Below are 19,526 nucleotides of genomic sequence, written 5' to 3' on the forward strand. Positions count from 1 at the left end.
GGCGCGGTCAGCTCAGGCGCCACTCCCACCCGAGCGGATCGCCGTCCATCACTTCCACACCCTTGGCCGCAAGCTCGTCGCGGATCGCGTCGGATGTTGCGAAGTCCTTGTCCGCACGCGCTGCCTTCCGGCGCTCCATCGCGGCCTCGATCTCGCTTTCCCCGACAGTCGCATCCTTGGGCCGGATGCGGAAATCCTCTCGCGGCAGCAGCGGCAGGCCGAGCGCCGACAGCATCGCCCCGACAAGCGAGGCCTTCTGTTCCTGATCAACCTTCTTCACTGCGACGGCTTCTTCCAGCACGGTCAGCGCAACGGCAGTATTGAGATCATCTGAAAGCGCCGCATCGAACTTGTCGACCAGCGGCGTCAGCTTCTGGTGCGTGACGGTCGCACGCACCGATGCCAGCGTCACCCCGTCGGTCACCACCTCCAGCAGTCCACGCGCCGCGCCCAGCAAACGCTTCAAGCGCACGAGCGCCGCGCCCAGCCCTTCCCAGCTGAACTCCAGCTCGCTGCGGTAGTGCGCCTGCAGGCACAACATCCGGTAGGCGAGCGGGTGATATCCCTTGTCGATCAGTAGCTGCAGACGCAGGAATTCGCCGCTCGACTTGCTCATCTTGCCGGAACGCTCGACGAGGAAGTTGTTGTGCATCCAGATGTTCGCACCCGAATTGGCCGCATCCGAAAGCGCGCCGCATTCGCAGAATGCCTGGTTCTGCGCGATCTCGTTCGGGTGATGGATCTCGCGGTGGTCGATGCCGCCGGTGTGAATGTCGAAGGGGAAGCCCAGCACCTTGCCGCTCATGACAGAGCATTCGAGATGCCAGCCCGGCGCGCCCTTGCCCCAGGGGCTGTCCCATTCCATCTGGCGCTTCTCGCCCGCGGGCGTCTTGCGCCAGATCGCGAAGTCGGCGGCATTGCGCTTGCCGTCCACCGCCTCGATCCGGCCTTCACCCTCTTCGGTCACCGCACGGGCCAACCTGCCGTAATCAGCAACAGTCGAAACGTCGAAATAGAGCCCGCTGTCGAGTTCGTAGCAGTGCTTGGGCGCGATCTGCTTCGCGAACTCCAGCATCTCGTCGATATAGTCGGTCGCGATCGTCCACTTGGCCGGCTGACGGATGTTCAGCGCCTTCACGTCGGCCCAGTAAGCCTCTGTGTAGTGGCGCGCGATGTCCCAGATGGACTGGGCTTTTGCCGCCGCCATCTTCTCCATCTTGTCCTCGCCCGCGTCTGCATCGTCGGTCAGGTGGCCGACATCGGTGATGTTGATGACGTGGGTCAGGTCAAAACCCTTCCACGTCAGCACGCGGCCCAGCGTGTCGGCAAAGACATAGGCGCGCATGTTGCCGATATGCGGGTAGTTGTAGACCGTCGGCCCGCAGGAATAGACCCGCGCCTCGCCGTCGTGGACGGGCACGAACGGCTCGGCCCTGCGGGTCAGCGAGTTGAACAGGGTCAGCGGATGGTCTGCGCTTTCAGTCATGCGCGCGCCTTTGCCCCCTGTTTCAATGCGCGGTCAAGCGGCGGCGAGCATCACTCGCCGCCAGCCTGCTCCTCGCACTCATCCCGCCGCACGTCGATCGGGCACTGCTTGCCGTCCAGCACGCCGTCTTCCCACAAGTCGTCGTTGCCGGTGCCGGTCACCGGCTCGTCGATCAGCGGCTGGAACCCTTCGGGCTCGATCGTGTCGAGCGTGATGATCCGCGTCTCGATAGTAGAGCGCGGCTCCCCGTCCAGAACGCCGTGCGGCGGGTCCTGACCGATGAAGTTCTTCACGATCTCGTTGTCGATGGTGGACCCACACGCGCCGCCGAGCGAGATTTCACAGCCGTTCACGGACGATCCCGGCGCACCGGACGCGGGGAAGCCGATCACGAACGCGGTGTCGAGCCCGGCCTGACCGCCCACCACGCCGTTGATGACGATATAGGGCACGGTGCCGCCCGAATGCGTCACCGTCATGCTGTTCGCCAGAATGCCGCGGCGCGCGTCATAGCTGTCATTCGCGCCGGTATTGGCGACATAGAAGCTGCCCGCATCAACAAGGATCGAGCCTCCCTCGATCAGGCTGCGCCCGTCCCCGATGACCGGCACGCCCAGCGCATCGTCCAGGTCCGGGAAGGCCAGTGTCGAGATGTCGGACAAGGTCTGCGCGCTGCCCGCGATGATGCGGTCGGCGAACAGGAACAGGCTGCCCGCCTGCACGCCGCCCGATTGCACCCGCACGCTGGATGTGGAGGCATTGACGAGGATGTCGCCGCCCGCCGACAGCACCAGCGTGGCCGCGCCCGCATTGTCGAGCAGCAGGTTGCCCAGCACCGACAGGTCCGTGCCAGCGCCAAGCGCCAGTGTGCCGCCATCGCCGATCACGCCGTCACCGGCAAAGAAGGTGAACCCGCCGACATCGAGCGAACCCGCCGCTGTCAGCGAGAAGTCGCCAATGCCCGCGATCTGCGTGATCTCGAACCCGTCGATCACGAAACCGGTCCCGCCCGTCACCAGCGCGGCATCGCCGGTCGCGACGAAGTCGATGTCTTCGGTAAGGGCTCCGTCACCGATGAAGCCGCCCTGTGTGATGACGAGATCGGCGGCGGACATATAGATCTGCCGCGCGGTCACGATGCCCAGAACGGATATCGTCCCACCCGCATCGACGCCGACGAATTCGGGCGCGGACACGGTATCGAGGATATCGACATCCCCTGCCGCGTTGATGGCGATATTGCCTGCACCCGGGCTGGGGATGGCGACAGCCAGTGTTCCGATCGAGCCAAGCGGCTCGCCAACGAAGATGTCACCCGCATAGAGACTGCCAACAGCCACACCGCCCCCGGTGGAGGTCAGTTCAATGTCTCCCGACGCCCGCGCAAAATCCACGGTGAGATCGCCCACGGATGTGATGACGACATCGCCGTCGCTGGCAAAGACATCAGCGACGATCAGGCTGCCGCTCGACCCCACACCAACCGACGTACCACCAAGATAGGCAAGGCCACCGACGTCCAGGTCATCGACGTTCAGCGAGCCGGTGTAGGAATAGAGGTTAACGTCCCCGCCCGCCGACACGCTGGCGAAGTCGACACTTTCGACCGAATAGACCGTGATGACGCCGGGCCCGGAAAGCATATCGAGGCCGGTGATCGAGTTGGCTCCGAGGAAAATCGAACCGCCGCTGTCGACGCCCGATGCGACGAGATCACCGTCGGCAGCGAGGCTGACGTCGCCACCTGCCGAAACCGTTCCGCCGTTGATGTCTCCGAACGAGTAGAGCGAAACCAACCCCGTCGTCGTCAGGCTGTCGAACGTGATTCCGTCGCCATAGCCGTAGAGGTCGGAGACGTTGACGACTGTGCCAAGCGACAGCGCGCCGCCGGCGTAAGCCTCGAACCCGTTGCCGTTCACATCCAGATCGCCGATCGTGATGTCGCCGCCCGCTTCGACCAGCTGGTCGCCACCGCCGACGTAGATCGATCCGACGTTGACCATTTCCGACACATACCAGCCTGAACCGAAGGCGGAGGAGGACGATGTTTCGCTGGAGAAACTGTTCAGGATAAGACCGTTGGTGATCAGCGCATCGGCAACGACACTGCCACCGACATCGATGAACAGGTCGCCGTTCGAGAAGATCGTCCCCGTGCCGAGGATCGAGCCCGAGGTATAAATGTAGGTCGAATCGCCAGTAACGGTCGCACCGTTCAGGACGAGGTCCCCGCCATCGACGTAGACATCGGTGAAACCACCCGAGCCAATTACCGCGCCATCGACCGTGATCGAACCGAGAGTCTCGACGAATGTGGAGGAACTTCCGCCAACCGCGCCGCCGCAAAGCGCGGTCAGACATGCGATCGAGATTTCACCGTTGGCAGCCGCATAGAAAATGCCGGCATCAATGCCCGCACCACTGCCGACGAGAATCTGCAGATCGCCGGATGCGTAGATGTCGGCAAAGTTCGCAACCTCGATCGGGTTCGCCGTCGACGTAACGGTGATCCCGCCCTGCAGCAGGCCCGCGTCATAACCGTTGTCGAGATAGAGGTTCCCGAACGAGACGACCCCGCTCGTGCTGTCGGTCAGGGTGATCGTGCCGCCCGCGACCGTCGATTCGATCAGGGCGCCATAGGCATATGCGGAAAGATCGGCCGACTGCAGCGAGCCTATATCGGCACCGACTTCGGTCGCGCTGATGGCAATAGTGCCTGCCGTCGCCACACCGTCCGCACCGAACCCTGCGCTGCCGAAGCCGCCTTCCGCGGCATATCCCACAGCGAGAATATCGATCGGTGCAAAGGCGATATCGCCGCCCAGCGCGCCGATCGTGATCGTGCCGCCGATACCGTCGCCACCGGCCCCGCCGGTGCCGTTCGCGGAATTGCCGCCGTAGCCGCCATAACCCCACGATTCCAATGTCGTGCGAAGGCTCGCATCGGCCCACGAACCGCCGTTTATCACGGTCGCGGAGATGTCGCCGCCTTCGCCAATGCCGCCCGCGCCACCGGTCGCACCCGCCGTGAAGGTGTCACCACCGAACCCGGCCCTGGCATCGACATTGATGCTGAGCGAACCGGTCGTCAGGGCCGCGCCATCCACCGTCAGGATCACGTCGCCGGCAAAGGCATCGCCGCCGTTGCCGCCGTCACCCGTATCGCTGGCCTCGCCGCCCGCGCCATATGCGGTCGTGTCAATGCGAACCGACTGGGGAAGTACCGTCAGATCAAGATCGGCACTGACAAGGAACGAGGCCGTACCGCCAGTACCGGCACCGCCATCGGCACCCGCGTAAAGGCCGCTTTCGCCGCCGCTACCGTCGACGCCGCCCTGACCGCCGGTGCCCACCGCACGCAGTTCAAGGGTTGCCGCGTCCATCGCCCCGCCGGAGAAGTCGAAAACGACATCCCCGCCGAAGCCATCGCCGCCCGTGCCGCCGGCAGTTGCGCTGACGAAGGGTTCGGCTGTACCGCCGATGCCGCCGAAACCGTCGGCAGAAAGCAGCACGCCGAAGGGCTGCGGCTGGCCGTTCGCGTCAAGCGAGGTCAGGCTGCCACCGTCGATAACCAGCGCAGCATCGCCGCCGCGCCCTGCGCCGCCCGTGCCGCCCGTGCCGCTAAGCGCCAGGCCGCCCGCGCCGCCGTACCCTTCGGCAAGGACGGAGACTGCATCCGGCGCAAAGCCGGATACCACTGTCGTACCGCCCGAAAGCTGCACCAGCGCCGAACCGCCCTGCCCCGCACCACCATCGCCAAGCAGTTCGCCCGTCTCGACATTGGTGTCGGACCCGTTGCCGCCGGTGCCGGTAACATCGACCGTCAGCGCAACGAAATCGGCCGAACCGCCGGTCTGCACGAAGCTGGCCGAACCACCTTCGCCCGCACCGCCGGTGCCGCCTGCGGTGGTGGAACCGAATGCATCGCCGCCGGTGCCCGTCGCCGCGATCAGCAGGTCTGCGCCCGACAGGCCGAACACGCCGGTAATCTCGCCGCCGCTGATCGAAACGGATGCATCACCGCCGAACGAGGCGAACCCGTCACCGTCCTGCGCGCGGGAATCGGGCACGAGATCGCCCAATGCATCGAACACCAGCGTGTAGTTCAGCCCGCTGGCACCAACAATGATGCCGTCACTGCGCAGGCTTCCCGCCGTGACGTCAACGATTGCCGTCCCGCCACTCGATGTGCCGCTTGCGCCCGTTGCCGAAGCCGCCGCGCCAGCACCGCCATCTGCCAGCACTTTGAGCGCGTAGAGCTCCCCGGTGTCCAACCCGAAGTCGAGCGTACCGCCGCCGACCAGCACTTGCGCCGTACCGCCGCTGCCGCTCGCCCCGTCGGTGTTGCCGCTGTTGCCGAAACCGAGCGACCAGACATTGGCCGCATCAATCGTGGTAACTGACGCATTGGCATCGGTCGTCTGCAATGTCACTGTGCCGCCGGTTGCCGAAGTATCGGAATAGGCGAGGCTGACGAGGTTGAGCGCAAAGGCATCGACAGAGCCGTCACCTACGGTAAGCGTGATGTCGCCGCCCGTCGTCGCGCCCGCGCCATCCACCAGCGAGGCCAGCGTCAGGGTGTCTGCGACGAAAAGGCTGGCCCCTTCGTCGACCGTCGCGTCGATGAAATCCGTTGCGAATGCGGTTAGCTCGCTAATGTCGGAGCTGGCCCCGTTCAGCAGGCTGATGAACATGCCGCCATCGGAATTGAGCGCAAGATCGCTCGACACGAAATTGTCGCCAACGGCAGGTGTCGTGTACCCGAGATCGAAGATCAGGGTGCTGCCCGCACTGAAGCTCGCCGGCTTCAGAAGGGAAACCACGTTGCCGAAATCGCTAATGGTGACAGTGTCGCTTGCTGCCGCCTCGATCGCGCTGGTGGCGTCCACGCCATAGAAATCGATGCTGGCACCCGCTGTCACACTACCCGTATCGACCGCGCCGCCCGTGACATTGTAGCCTGCCGAGAGCACGACACGCCCGTCGTTCACGGTCACGCCAGCAGCCTCACCATAACCGACGCCGCCGGTGACCAGCATCGTCAGCAGGTCGTTCTTGGGAACGGCGACGAAATACTGTGCGCTGCCCGGCGCAGTCGGCATGTCGCCATAGGTATAGCCGTCATGGACGATGCCGTTCGCATCGGTCGTGCCGACGTCGACAGTAATGTCGAAGAGCCCCGCCGACGCATTGATCGTCGCCGCCTCTGCCGCGACATAGGCAACGCTGCCGTTGACGTTGATCCCTGCGTGCTGCTCGATCCGGGGAGCGACAACGGCAAGGTAGCTGTTCTGGCGCAGCAGCTGGATCTCGCTGTCCACGCGCTGTTCGAACACGATCGCGGCATCGGGGTTCAGCGTCTGCCCGAAGCCGATTTCGCCCGCACTGCCGAACAGCGTTTCGCCAACGGTATCGACAGTCGTGATCGGGCTGGCCGTGAAGACCAGGCCGTTGACATCGAAGCTGGAATTGGCGCCAATGGTGAAGCCGTTGGGATTGTAGAACCAAACATTGCCAGCCCCGTTCGCCCATGTCGCGGTGACCGCGCCATCGATCAGCAGCGGATTGGTCGTCCCGCCAACGGGCGTGATGCGGTTAAGGACGGTGAACTGGCCGCCGGTGCTGTCGAAGGCCAGCGTCGATCCATCGGGCAGGAACGTGGTCGCGTCGGTCGAAGTCCAGTCGACCAGCGCTTCCGTTTTCGTCGGATCGATGGTGACCGTCGTCGTCGAACCGGCATCGGCAATGCCCGTGACACCGAAAGTGCCGCTGCCCGTGCCCGCAACTTGCGCCAGTGCCGGAGTTGCGCCCGCAAAGGCGGCAGCCGCCAGCGATCCGCCCAGAAGGAAGCGGCCCAGCCGCCTGCGCCGTGCCTGCGAAATACCGGCGTTCATGTCAAAACGTGTCATCACAGGTCCCCTCACTGCGCCAGCTGCATCGACAGGCTGACGAGCACGCGCACGTCGCCCTTCGCGTCGGGATCGAAAAGGGTGTCGCGAAGCGGCACTGCCAGCGCCGCATCGATCCGGTAACGATCCATCAGGTTCGCGCGGACACCCCCGCCCGCAGAGTAAAGCTTTTCCGGATTGAACTGCTCGAACCCGGCATCCTCGTTCCAGAACCAGCCGGCATCGAAGAAGGCGTAGGGCTGCAAGGCATGCCCCGCTGCAACTTCGGGCCATGCCGAACCGTAGCGGACTTCCGAACGGAACCCGAAGGCAGAGTCGCCCAGCACCGTGCCCGGATCGTAACCACGCCCGACGGTATAGTTGCCGCCTGCCATTTCCTCATAGGAAAGCAACGCATGCTGCGACCATTGCAGACGAGGCTGCAGGTTCAGCGAGATGGCCGGAACCGGACGATAGGCGACGTTCGCATCGGCGCGCAGCACGAAGGCTGTCGGATCGCCATCGATACGGCTGGTGAAGTTTCCGTCCGGCCCCGCGCAGGCAGCGAAGTTCTTCGAACAATCGGTGCTGGCACCCAGCACATCAAGGCCGTGGCGCAGTTCCAGCCCGCCGGCAAAGGCGAACCTGGGTTCCACCGCGTTATAGCCGCCGCGCCCGTCCGCGCTCAGCGGATCGATCGTGGCGAAATCCATGCGCAGCCACGCAATGCGCAGCTTGTCCTGCGTCAGCGTAGCGCCGCCGAACTTCACGTCCTGATCGACGATATCGAACCCGCCGCCAACGAACAGGTTCTCTGTCCGGCTGCGCACCATCGGATAATCGGCGCGGATCGTTCCGGCGACGGTTTCCGAATTGAACGGATTGGTTCCGGCAATGGTGGGTTCGGTATCGGCGTATGTGAAGTCGCCCGCGATGCGCAGGCCATTGCGCCCGACGCGGAATTCGTGGCCGACCTGGAACACCATCTGTTCCTTGAAATCGTTAGAATAGACGAGCGACAGCGTCGTCGCATCGCCCATGCCGGTATATCCGGCAAAGCGCGCACGTCCCATCAGCGACCACGGCCCGGTCGAATCGCTGTTGTAGTTCTGCGCCAGCACGTCCGCCGTCCACGGCAGGCGGCGTACCGAAACCTCGCCCACCAGCTCGCCCGGGCTACCTTCGACAGGGCGCAGCGACAGGCGCGAATCGATGCCCGGCAAATCGCGGGTCAGCAGCAGTGTCCGTTCCGCATCGTGCGAATTGAACACCGGCTGTTCGGTCAGCGGAGAGAGATAGCGCAGCAGGATGCCTTCGTTCGCACCGGCATCGCCCTTTACCTGCAACCGCGTGATGCGCGCGGCCAGCACGTCGAGCCGCAGCGTGCCGTCCTCGATCGTCTGGGGCGGCACCTGCACGGCGGCAAGATAGCCCATGTTCCGCAGCATCGTAGCCGCACGGTCGCGCACTTCGCACACGGCGGCGACCGGCATCGTCTTGCCCGTCATGCCCGACCATGCGGGCGACAGGTCCAACCCGGCGGGGAACGGTTCAAGGCCGGTGAAGACCACGTTCTGCAACGTGAAGGTGATGTCCGCGAACTCCGGCGCGGCCAGCGGGCACGGCGCGCGTTCGATTTCGCCGGTGGCGATGGCCGAATTGTCCAGCTCGCTCAGCGCGCCTTCGGTCACGCCGCGTTCGATCTCCTCGCGGCTGGGCAGCGCATTTTGCGGCACGCTCGGCGCGGCCTGCGCCAATGCGACTGCGGGAAGCAACGATGCTCCCGTCATGGCTAGCCCTGCAATCGCCCGGACCTGTGCGAACTTTGTCATCGTACCTCCCGCTGCACCGGACAATCACGCCGGCGCATCCCCTGTCAGTTGCGCACGGCCCCCGATCCCTCGGGGCCGCGCGGCGAAATTATTCCGCGCCGCCCGCGGCGCTTGCGTCAGTCGTTCCGGCTTCCTCGCCCATCTCTTCGGCATCGGCGAAGGCCGCCTGCGCCAGCAGGTCGCGCTGAGCCGTGCAGCCCGCATCGTTCAGCATCGAGTAGACCGCTGGAATGTCATCCTGCGGCACGCCGGGCAGGACCCGCGTGATCAAGGTGGCGGGCGATGCGCCCGGCATCTCGAACGTGTAGGTTGCGCCATCAACGATGGGCATTTCCTGCGGCCACAGCTTCAGCGCGCTGCCGCGCTTGAACGCGACTTCGGCAGAGCTGTTCTGGCCCGATACCTTGCCGCTCAGCGCCTCGACACGGTCGGGCCGCCAGAACACCAGCATCGAAGCATCGGCGACGCACCATGTGCCGCCCTTCGTCGTGTCGATCTGCCAGATGCTGGTCGGGCCGGTGTGCGTCGCCGAAGCCGCACCGCTTCCCGCGCCGCGCACGGCCCCGGTCCGCGCCCGCGCACCGGCGGAGCCCGAAACCAGATCGGCCACGCGCTTGCTGCCCGTGCGATCGCGGACTACCGCGCCGTCCAGCGTGATCGTGCCGGGGCCGCGCAGGACGCGGGTGCCCGCCTTGTCCAGCACGGTGACGACATCGCCCGACTTCAGCACGATTTCCGTATTCGCCGGCAGTTTCTTGCCTGCGGGATACCCCGCCGACGAAGGGCCGGTGGCTCGCAGCACGACGGATTGCGCCTGCGCCACGCCGCCTGCGGCGAGCGCTGCGCCCATCGCGGCAAGGCCCATCAGGCCTCTCGCGATCTTCCGCTCAACCAAGGACATAGCTTTCTCCTCCACTTGTCTGACGCAGCCTCTCGACGAGATTGCGCAGAGACTTTTCCCCAAGCGACGACGGCCCCGAAGGCTGCTTGTCGCCATCCATGTTCCCCTGTTGCCCGATTCCATCCAGAACGGCTGTGAAACGACGCACAGCCTGTGCATCGCCTTCGCGATGCCCTTCCACCATGGCGAGGATCGCAGCCCGATCCTCCGCGCTGGCATCCGGTCTCGGCTCGAACACGTCGACCGGTGTGGCCCGACCGCGCAGCGTGACGCGGCCCATCGGCACGAACCAGTCGATTATGTCAGAATTCTTCAATCGATCAACGACTTCGCTGCTGACCAGCACGGTCGTATCCAGCGCCTTGTTCGCTGCTTCCAGCCGCGCGGCGGTGTTCATCGCATCGCCCAGCGCGGTGTACTGGATCCGCCCCTCGCCCCCGAAATTGCCGACGATGGCCGTGCCGTAGTGCAGCCCGACGCGGGTGCGTCCGATGGGCGGCACGCCTTCGGGCACGGACTTGCGAAATTTCTCGCCCGCCTCGTACATCGCCCATGCGGCCATCGCGGCGCGGAACCCGTCGTCCGGCTTGGCAATCGGCGCGCCCCAGAATGCGACGACGGCATCGCCGACGAACTTGTCCAGCGTGCCGCCGTATTTCAGCACGACGGCCGAAAGCTCGTCCAGATACTGGTTCAGCAGGCTGGCGATCTGTTCGGCACTGACCGCGTGGGTCAGCTTGGTGAACCCTTCAAGATCGGTGAAAACGCAGAAGATTTCCCGCTTTTCACCATGCAGCCGCAGCTGTTCGGGATTGCGCAGGATCTCTGCCGCCACCGATTTCGGCAGGTATTTGCCAAGCGCACCGGCGGCAAATTCGCGCTGGGCCTGACCGATCACGCGAAGGGCCGAAGCGACGGCAAGGTACCCCATCAACCAGCCGCCGATCCAGCCGATCGAGGGCAATTCGTAGGAATTGTACCCCCAGCTCTCCAGCAGGAAAGGCAGGGCGAGGAACACGGAAAACTGCAGGATCATCGCCAGCCCGATCGCCGGCCCAGCCCCTTGCGGAGCGGCGCTGGCAGCACCCAGTAGCACCGATCCGATGGCCAGCGCCCATAACAGCCAGCGCGGCACGACCAGCGGCATCTGCCTGTCCAGCAATTGCGCCAGCATCTGCGCGTGGATTTCCACCCCGATGGTCTGCAACTCTCCCGTAACCGGATTGCCGGTGCGGGTGAACGGCGTGTCGAACTGGTCGAAATCGGCGAAATCGCCGCCGATCATGATGTAACGGTCACGGATGAGGTCCGCCATGAAAGCGGCGGTGTCGGCATCCGCCAGCAGGTCGATCGGCACTTTGTCGAACACCGGGCGGTCGGAACTGAGCGGCACGCGATAGCGGATCGGCCCGGTATATTCCGTGAAACCGGGCGCGGCATCCGCACCACGCTCGGTAAGCGATATGCTCATCAAAGGGGGCAGGCCGGGATAGTGTCGCGGCCAACGGCGGGCCACCCCGTCGCTGTCCGTTTCCAGCAGGATGGAGGTAGACTTCACCGTGTCCGAACGGACATCGGCATGCCACGCATCAAGATCCTGCTGCTGTTCGAACGTGATCGCGTCGGGATTGGTCTGGTTCGTCGCATAGGCGAGGTAGACCGGCGTCTTCATCTGCGAGAGCGCCTGCTTCAGCAGCGGATCATCATCCTGCGGCGAATCGAACAGCACGTCGATGCCGATCGCCCGGGCGCCCATCGCGTCCATATTGGCCAGCGCCTGCGCCAGAACCGTCCTGTCCACGGGCGAGATCTGTCCGGTCGCGCGATTGGTATCGTCGGTATAGACGACGAGCGCGATGCGCTGGTCGGTATCGACGGCTTCGGCCGCAGTCACCGCGCGCACGTCGTAGAGCGCCCGCTCCGCATCGCGCAGCAGCGGAAGACGCCAGCTGCCATAAGCGACGATGACGCCGATCATCATCAGTAGCACGGCGATGACGACGCGCGTCGAGCCGAGCTGACGCAGGGTCCGGCCCAGCGTTCGCCGGATCTCCTGTTCGCTCATCGGCCTTTCGCTGTCAGGCATCGCCCGTCTCGCTCCCGAAGCCTTCTACCCCTTGCCTTAACCGCCCATGCCCAGCAGCGGACGTGCCGCATCACCCACGATGGCAAAGCCCGACCAGTAATAGGGGTGCGAAGTCAGCGGATCGTTCATCAGCACCTGCTGCGCGCCGAGCAATGCCTGCCCGATCGGTTGCCCCTGTCCTTCGAACAGGCCTTCCATCAGGCGCGTCGTCGCCCCGAAATCGTCCGGCGCGGGCCAGTGGCTGGCCAGCACCGCACGGCCGCCTGCACCCACGAAGCTGCGCACCAGCCCGTCCAGCGCCGTACCGCCGCCCGAGCCGAGGCCCGCCGCGCGCGTCGTCGCCACGTCCGCCGCGCCAGCCGTGTCGCAGGCCGACAGGATGACAAGATCGGCATCGAGCTTGAGGTCGAAAATCTCTGCGAAAGAGAGCAGCCCGTCGGAATCGCCACCGCCGAAGCTGGTCAGCAAGGCAGGACGCGTCGGACAGCGCGGTCCGGGCGGAGTGACGAGGCCGTGGGTCGCAAAGTGCAGGATACGGAAATCGGCAAGATCGCCGCGTGACATGATCGCCGTGTCGGTGAACTGCTGCCCGACCATCAGGTCCGTACCGCCGCCAACCAGCGTGGTCGCCGTCACCAGTTCGGCCTGCGAAATCGGGTTGTTCCATTCCGCCAGCGGCCATTCGCAATCCGCTGCCGACACGCTGGTAGAGCCGCGAATGCCGGTAAAGCCCGCAGGCGTCTCGCCAACAGTCGCGTTGTTGCCCATGCCCAGATAACTGCGCGCCGCTTCCGAAGAAGGCAGAGAGCGGGCATCGGCAAAGGCGCGTGCGGATACCGCGGTGGAGACCATGCGGTTCTTGCCCATCCAGTCGATCATCGTGACATCGAAGGGATCGGCGTCGGGCTCTTCCATCGCCGTGAGATAGGTGGCGAGCGAACCGTCATCCTCGATCAGCAGGTTCGGCGGCAATTGCAGCATCGCGCCGTCAGGTTCGAAGATGACGTGGCTTGCCCCGGCCAGCCTGTCGGCGACCGGCCCGAACAGGGCGACATAGAGCGCGCGCGAATCCTCCACGTCGAACGGCGAGGTCAGGTATTGCCCGTCCTCGAACTTCGAAATGGAATCGCGGATCGACTGCACCTTGGCGGCCATCGAACGTCCGGTGATAGCGGCGCGATAACCGGTCGCGAAACCGGTGCCGGCGACATAGACGAAGACATCGTCGTCCAGCACCGCAAGCTTTGCATATACCTCACCTGCGCCCAGCACGTCCTTCAGTCCGTTTTCGTCGATATGGCGCTGCGCAACGGCGCGATAACGCGCATAGTTGTTGAGCGCGACTGTGGTGTTGAGAGCCTGCTGCTCAAGCTGCGCAATCTCGCGCTCAACCCCGCGCAGCTGCTGCGGCTGGGCATCGGCCCCGTCGAGCCGGGCCAGCGCCGCACGCTGGACACGCAGCCGTTCGAGCGAACGGTTGAGGCTGACCGACTGGCGGAACAGGCGTGCAGCCTCGTCATTGCCAGCGGAAAGTTCGCGCGACAGCACGGCCTGAGTGTCGGCAACACCGGGCCGCATCAGGATCTGCGCGGCGGCAAGGAAATCGGCAGACGCCTGCGGATTGCTGTCCATACGGGCGGCAAGAATGTCGAACCACGGCGCCATCTGGCCGGACAGGCCGGTGAGGCCATCGGTCCGCTCCAGCGAGTTGGCGACGATCTCGCGATAAAGCACGGCGGCTTCGTCGCTGCGTCCGTGGCGCGCATAGAACGATGCCAGCTGCGCCTGTGCGGCGGCAAGGCTGCGGGTTTCGGGGTATTGCACCGAAACCATGCTGACCGCCGATTTGAGCAAGCCTTCCGCGCGGGAAAGATCGCCGCGATCCTCTGCCATGCGGGCAAGCTGCGACAGGATCTGCCCGCGCATCCGGATGATGGAGACGACACGCCCGCCGCGCACGCCCAGCACGCGCGACTGGGCCTGATCCAGCGCTCGTTCGGCTTCGTCCGTCCGGCCGAGGTAATAAAGCGACGATCCGCGCAAGTGGTCTGCCTGCGCATCGAGGATCGCGGCATGTTCTTCCGCGCTCAACCGCTGGTCATCGACAAGGCCGAGCGCATCGAGGATCGGATCGTTCGCGTTGATCCGTTCGGCCAGCGGCGCAGTCACGGTCAGGTCGCGGCGCAGCGCCTCTCCGCCCGGCGCGATGGATACGCGAAGGGGAACGGCCAGCTGCTCGATCGCATCGGCATAATTGCCGCGGTTCAGTTCGTGAATGGCGCGGAAATTGCGCAACTTGCGTTCGGTGATCGGATCGCGCGCGGGCAAGGCCGCAGCCTGCGCGAACAGGATGTCAGCCTCTGTAAACTGGCCAAGGTTCGAACGCTGGAGCGCCGTGTTGGCAAGGTATTCCGCCTGCGTCGCGCCGCGATCTTCCGTGTCTCGCATGCCGAGCTGTTCGAAAAACGCGGCGGCATCGGCATAGTCGCCCGCGTTGTTGCGGCGGTAGCCCTCTGCCAGCGCGGCGCGCGGGTCGAGCGTCTGCGCCTGGATGCGGGCAAAGGCTTCGCTATCGGCAACCGACGCAGTCGCAACCGTCACTTCGCCCGGCTGGATCGCGTTGGCGAGCAACGAACGCAGCGCAAGATCAAGCGCGCTGTCGTAGGCCGAGAAACCCTCGGCAACCCAGCGCGACTTGCCACTGTTCAGCGAAACGACGGTGTATGGAAGGCCGGTGCGCGCGCCCACGCACTGCTTCTGCAAGGCACCCTCGATCATGTCCGAGGAGTTTTCCGGCGTCCCGACCGGACAGGTGAAATCGCGCCGTGCACCTGCCAGACGCGCATCGGCATCGTCACCGCGCAGCGCGTAGATCCGTCCCACGGGCAAGGCCGTGTCACGGCAGACGATCGCCCATGCACGGTCGAACGGATTGGCAAGGAGCGCATCCTCACTTCGGTTCTGCACCTGGCACAGCGCTTCCGCGCTGCCACCCAGTGCGAAGCTGTCGGCCAGCAGCGGCTCGACCTCGCGCGCAATCGCCGGTTGCGCCAGCGCCGCGATCGAACCGATCAGTGCCGCACCGCCGGCAGCCCCGCAAATCCGCTTGCGAATCCCCTGGAGCCTGCGAAGCGGTCCATCGCCTACCATCATGTCTTCCCCATTTCCCACGGTCTTGCGCGGATACGGTAGTTAACACCGCCTTCCGCGCCGGCCCTCCCATAGGCCGACCGCCCCTTCGACTCTGTGACACCTAGCACAGGGTCGGCCCGTTATTGTCCCGAAAAGTGACAGAAATCTGTTAATTGGGCCGCGAAAAGTTCAATCGCCGATGAAGCGGACCTGATCTTCCAGCGTCACGCGCGGCAACGGAAAATTGTTTACCGGATCGTTCTCGTCACGATATCCGATGGCAATTCCGCAGAACAGGATCTGCTCGTCATCCGGCACGCCGATGAAGTCCTTGATGAGCCGGGCATAGAGCGCCATCCATTCCTGCGGACAAGAATCCAGCCCCTCCTCGCGAAGTAGCAGCATGATCGTCTGCAACCACATGCCGACGTCGGACCACTGCGGCGGGCCGTTGAACCGTTCGAAATGAACCATCAGGACAACCGGCGCGCCATAAGACACGACGTTCCGCTCAACGAAAACGCGGCGCGCCTCCTTGTCAGAGCGCGAAACATCCATGGCCCCATACATGAGCGCGCCCAGTTCGTGCAGCCGGCGCTTGTGTTCCGGCGACTGTTCGGGCTCGGACCAGCTATATTCGGGCGGGTCCTGCCACTGGGCGACCTTCATCTTCTCCTGCAATTCGCGCAGCGGCGCGCCGGACAGGACCGTCCCGCGCCATGGCTGGAAATTACAGCCCGAAGGCGCAAATCGGGCGCGATCGAGAACGCCGCGCACGATGCCCAGATCGACCGGCCGGTCGGCAAATGCGCGGATAGAACGCCGCGTTGCGACCGCATCCGATACATTCACCGCTCTTCCCCTTCGAAAAGGCCGGCAAGCTGTTCGATCATCGTGCCGCCAAGCTGTTCGGCATCCATGATAGTGACCGCGCGCTTGTAGTAACGGGTCACGTCATGCCCGATGCCGATGGCGACGAGCTGGACCGGTGACTTCTTCTCGATCCAGTCGATCACCTTGCGCAAGTGCTGTTCAAGATAACCGGCGTTGTTCACCGACAGCGTCGAATCGTCGACCGGTGCACCGTCGGAAATGACCATCAGGATGCGGCGATCCTCCGGCCGGGCAAGCAGGCGCGAATGCGCCCACATCAGCGCCTCTCCGTCGATGTTTTCCTTCAGCAGCCCTTCGCGCATCATCAGGCCCAGATTGCGGCGCGCCCGCCGCCACGGCTCGTCCGCCTGCTTGTAGACAATGTGGCGCAGGTCGTTCAGCCGCCCGGGGTTCTGCGGCTTGCCCTTGGCCAGCCACTGTTCGCGGCCCTGCCCGCCCTTCCACGCGCGTGTCGTGAAGCCGAGAATCTCGGTCTTCACGCCGCAACGTTCCAGCGTGCGCGCCATGACATCGGCGCTGATCGCGGCGATCGAGATCGGGCGCCCGCGCATCGATCCCGAATTGTCGATCAGCAGCGTGACGATCGTGTCCTTGAATTCCTGGTCCCGCTCGACTTTGTAAGACAGCGAGTGGCCGGGCGAGATGACGACGCGCGCCAGACGCGCGGCATCCAGTAGCCCTTCTTCCTGATCGAAGTCCCACGACCGGTTCTGCTGCGCCATTAACCGGCGCTGCAACCGGTTGGCCAGCTTCGTGACAACGCCCTGCAACCCCTTCAGCTGCGCATCGAGGTACGTGCGCAGGCGGGTCAGTTCTTCCTCGTCGCACAGTTCCTGCGCGCCGACAATCTCGTCGAAATCGGTGGTAAAGGCGCGATAATCGAAGTCGTCGGGAATTTCCGTCCAGGGCCGGTTCGGCCGCACCGGCATCATGCCGTCCGGCTCGCCCTCTCCGGGTTCGAAGTCGGTGTCTTCCTCCTCGCCCTCGCCTTCGCCGTTCTGGTCCTCGCCCTCCCCTTCGGTGTCGTCGCTGGGCGGGGCCTGCGTGCGCGCGTCGGATTCGCTGGACCGGTCCTCCCCGGAATCCTCCTCGGTCTCCTCCTCGCCCTCGGAATCGTCGCCGCCTTCGTCAGGCTCGTTGGCATCCTCCGGCTCTACTGTGACGAGTTCGAGATGCTGCAACAGCCCGATCATCCGTTCGGAAAAGGCGCTCTGGTCATCGAGCACTTCGGCCAGCCGTGCGAAATCGTCACCGATCGCACTCTCGATCGCGGCGCGGCGCAAGTCGACGCCCCTTGCCGCGCTCTCCGGCACTGCCTCACCGGTCAGAGCCTCTCGCGCCATGAGCGCGAGCGCGGTGGCAAGCGGCACATCCTCCGCGCTTTCGGCCTTCAGGATCGGGTCGCTTGCAATCCTCCGGTCCAGCGCGGCGGCAAGATTGGCGCGCGTACCCTGCATCGCATTTGCGCCCAGTGCCTCGTACCGCACCTGTTCCAGCGTGTCGTAGACCTGCCCCGCAACCGGCTCCATCGGGCGCGACTTGCGGTGCAGGCCCGTGTCGTGGTGGCGGGTGCGAAGCGCATAGCTGTCGGCCACGCCGCGCGCGGCGGCGACCGGCCCCGCCTCCAGCTTGCGGCCCGGCATCGGCACGCGCACGGTATTGCCCGCCTGGCTGGGCGCTTCCGATGTCCAGCTGACATCGAGTTCGTGATCGCGCGCAACCGCGCGGGCCGTCACGGTCAGCGCGGTGCGGAACCTGTCGAGAGGGGACTGGTCTGCCAAGCTACTTCAATATTCCCGGTTGCTCAGAGGATGCTCTGCCCCGTCTTCGCCCAATCGGCAAGGAAGCCTTCGATACCTTTGTCGGTCAGGACATGCTTGAACAGCGCCTTGATGACCGACGGCGGCGCGGTCATCACATCGGCGCCGATCAGCGCGCTTTGCAGCACATGCGTGACGTGGCGGACAGATGCGACGAGGATTTCGGTCTCGAACGCGTAGTTGTCGTAGATCGTGCGGATGTCGCGGATCAGTTCCATGCCGTCCACGCCGTTATCGTCGTGGCGACCGACGAAGGGCGAAACGAACGTCGCGCCAGCCTTAGCGGCGAGCAGCGCCTGGTTGGCGGAGAAGCAGAGCGTGACGTTGACCATCGTACCGTCGGAGGTCAGCGCCTTGCAGGTCTTGAGCCCGTCGATCGTCAGCGGAACCTTGATGCAGACGTTGTCCGCGATCTTCCGCAGGATTTCGGCTTCCTTCATCATCGTCTCGTGATCGAGAGCGACGACTTCGGCGCTGACAGGTCCATCGACGATCGAGCAGATTTCCTTCGTCACTTCCATGAAGTCGCGGCCGGACTTGGCGATAAGCGAGGGATTGGTGGTCACACCGTCCAGCAGGCCGGTTGCGGCCAGTTCCTTAATGTCGGCGATCTCGGCAGTGTCGGCGAAGAATTTCATGGGGTCGCTCCGGGCAGGGTCGAAAGTTCGGTGATTCTGCCGGGGCTATATGTTCAAGACGCGCCGGGCGCCACCCCGCGGCACGGGCGGGGCAGCATTTCGGGCGTTCCGGTTAAAGTGATGCCGGTTCAGGCGACCCCGAACACGCCGATCAGGACAGGATCGTTGGTCGCGCGCGGATTTTCGCGAATCCACGCTTCCTCGCGGCCCATCTCGGTCCAGATCGTTTCTTCCGCCGCATCGGTCAGGCCATAGACAACGTTCGAGAGGTTCGTGCCGGTCAGCGCCGAAAGCGCGGGGCCGACGATCGGATCGCTCACCACTTTCAGCGCGTCGCCGACTTCCGGCACCATGACTTCAACCAGTCGCTGGCCCATGTTGGCGCGCAGGAAGCTGGTCGCCGCGGTGGGCTGGCCGGTGACGAGGGCGACGGCATTCTCGATCCCGACGATGCGAATCGTATCGGCAATCACGGGCGCGGCATTGATCGCCCCCTCTGCCGCGACATCGGCAAGTCCGTGATAAAGCCGGTCCTTGATGAGTCCGGAAGTGAGGATGGACGACAGTATGCCGCCCCGCGCACCAAGGAACTTGTCCAGCTGCAACCGCGCGACCTGGCTGTCGTAGAACCCGTCGGTGGCGAGCAAACGGTCAAAGGCGCGTTCCGACGAAAGCATCAGCAGTCGGCGGATCGCTTCGGTAAAGCTGAAACCGCCATAGGAAGCGCAACCCGGCAGGGCCAGTGCGGCGGCGGAAATACCCAGCCCGCCGAGAAAGGCCCGGCGGCTGGCGATGGGGCGGTTCGAAGCGTTGGGGGACAGATTCATGACGACAACTCCTGCTTGCGGG

At 64.7% G+C, this 19,526-nt stretch carries 10 protein-coding genes; all 10 read right to left on the bottom strand.

Annotation, left to right across the window (positions count from 1 at the left end):
- Positions 1-7: 7 nt before the first annotated feature.
- Positions 8-1,486: a cysteine--tRNA ligase gene (gene cysS / locus A7A77_RS13115; RefSeq protein ID WP_066558989.1), complete on the bottom strand. Its 1,479-nt coding sequence runs from the start codon at positions 1,484-1,486 to the stop codon at positions 8-10.
- A 50-nt stretch (positions 1,487-1,536) separates the two neighbouring features.
- Positions 1,537-7,395 carry a hypothetical protein gene (locus A7A77_RS13120; RefSeq protein WP_066558993.1) on the bottom strand — a complete coding sequence of 1,953 codons (5,859 nt, stop codon included), beginning with the start codon at positions 7,393-7,395 and terminating at the stop codon, positions 1,537-1,539.
- Between the two features lie 11 nt (positions 7,396-7,406).
- Entirely contained in the window at positions 7,407-9,206 is a 1,800-nt protein-coding gene (locus tag A7A77_RS13125; RefSeq protein WP_066558997.1) for a ShlB/FhaC/HecB family hemolysin secretion/activation protein, read from the bottom strand.
- An 88-nt stretch (positions 9,207-9,294) separates the two neighbouring features.
- Entirely contained in the window at positions 9,295-10,107 is an 813-nt protein-coding gene (locus tag A7A77_RS13130; protein ID WP_156500565.1) for a hypothetical protein, read from the bottom strand.
- The gene (locus A7A77_RS13135) at positions 10,094-12,172 is read right to left on the bottom strand and encodes an adenylate/guanylate cyclase domain-containing protein (RefSeq protein WP_245638484.1); all 2,079 of its coding nucleotides are present in this window, start codon (positions 12,170-12,172) and stop codon (positions 10,094-10,096) included. The genes A7A77_RS13130 and A7A77_RS13135 overlap by 14 nt, the downstream gene beginning before the upstream one ends.
- Before the next feature lie 57 nt (positions 12,173-12,229).
- Positions 12,230-15,346, bottom strand: a complete 3,117-nt coding sequence (locus tag A7A77_RS13140; RefSeq protein WP_082836123.1) for a CHAT domain-containing protein — start codon at positions 15,344-15,346, stop codon at positions 12,230-12,232.
- Between the two features lie 168 nt (positions 15,347-15,514).
- Positions 15,515-16,177, bottom strand: a complete 663-nt coding sequence (locus A7A77_RS13145; protein ID WP_066559018.1) for a nitroreductase — start codon at positions 16,175-16,177, stop codon at positions 15,515-15,517.
- Complete coding sequence (cobT, locus tag A7A77_RS13150; protein ID WP_066559023.1) at positions 16,174-18,000, bottom strand: cobaltochelatase subunit CobT; 1,827 nt, start codon at positions 17,998-18,000, stop codon at positions 16,174-16,176. The genes A7A77_RS13145 and cobT overlap by 4 nt, the downstream gene beginning before the upstream one ends.
- A gap of 23 nt (positions 18,001-18,023) precedes the next feature.
- Positions 18,024-18,677, bottom strand: coding sequence for a fructose-6-phosphate aldolase (gene fsa, locus A7A77_RS13155; RefSeq protein ID WP_066559026.1), 654 nt, complete (start codon positions 18,675-18,677; stop codon positions 18,024-18,026).
- Between the two features lie 128 nt (positions 18,678-18,805).
- Positions 18,806-19,504, bottom strand: a complete 699-nt coding sequence (locus A7A77_RS13160; RefSeq protein WP_066559029.1) for a DUF4197 domain-containing protein — start codon at positions 19,502-19,504, stop codon at positions 18,806-18,808.
- Between the last annotated feature and the right edge of the window lie 22 nt (positions 19,505-19,526).

It is taken from the genome of Croceicoccus bisphenolivorans (assembly GCF_001634625.1).
Taxonomy (GTDB): domain Bacteria; phylum Pseudomonadota; class Alphaproteobacteria; order Sphingomonadales; family Sphingomonadaceae; genus Croceicoccus; species Croceicoccus bisphenolivorans.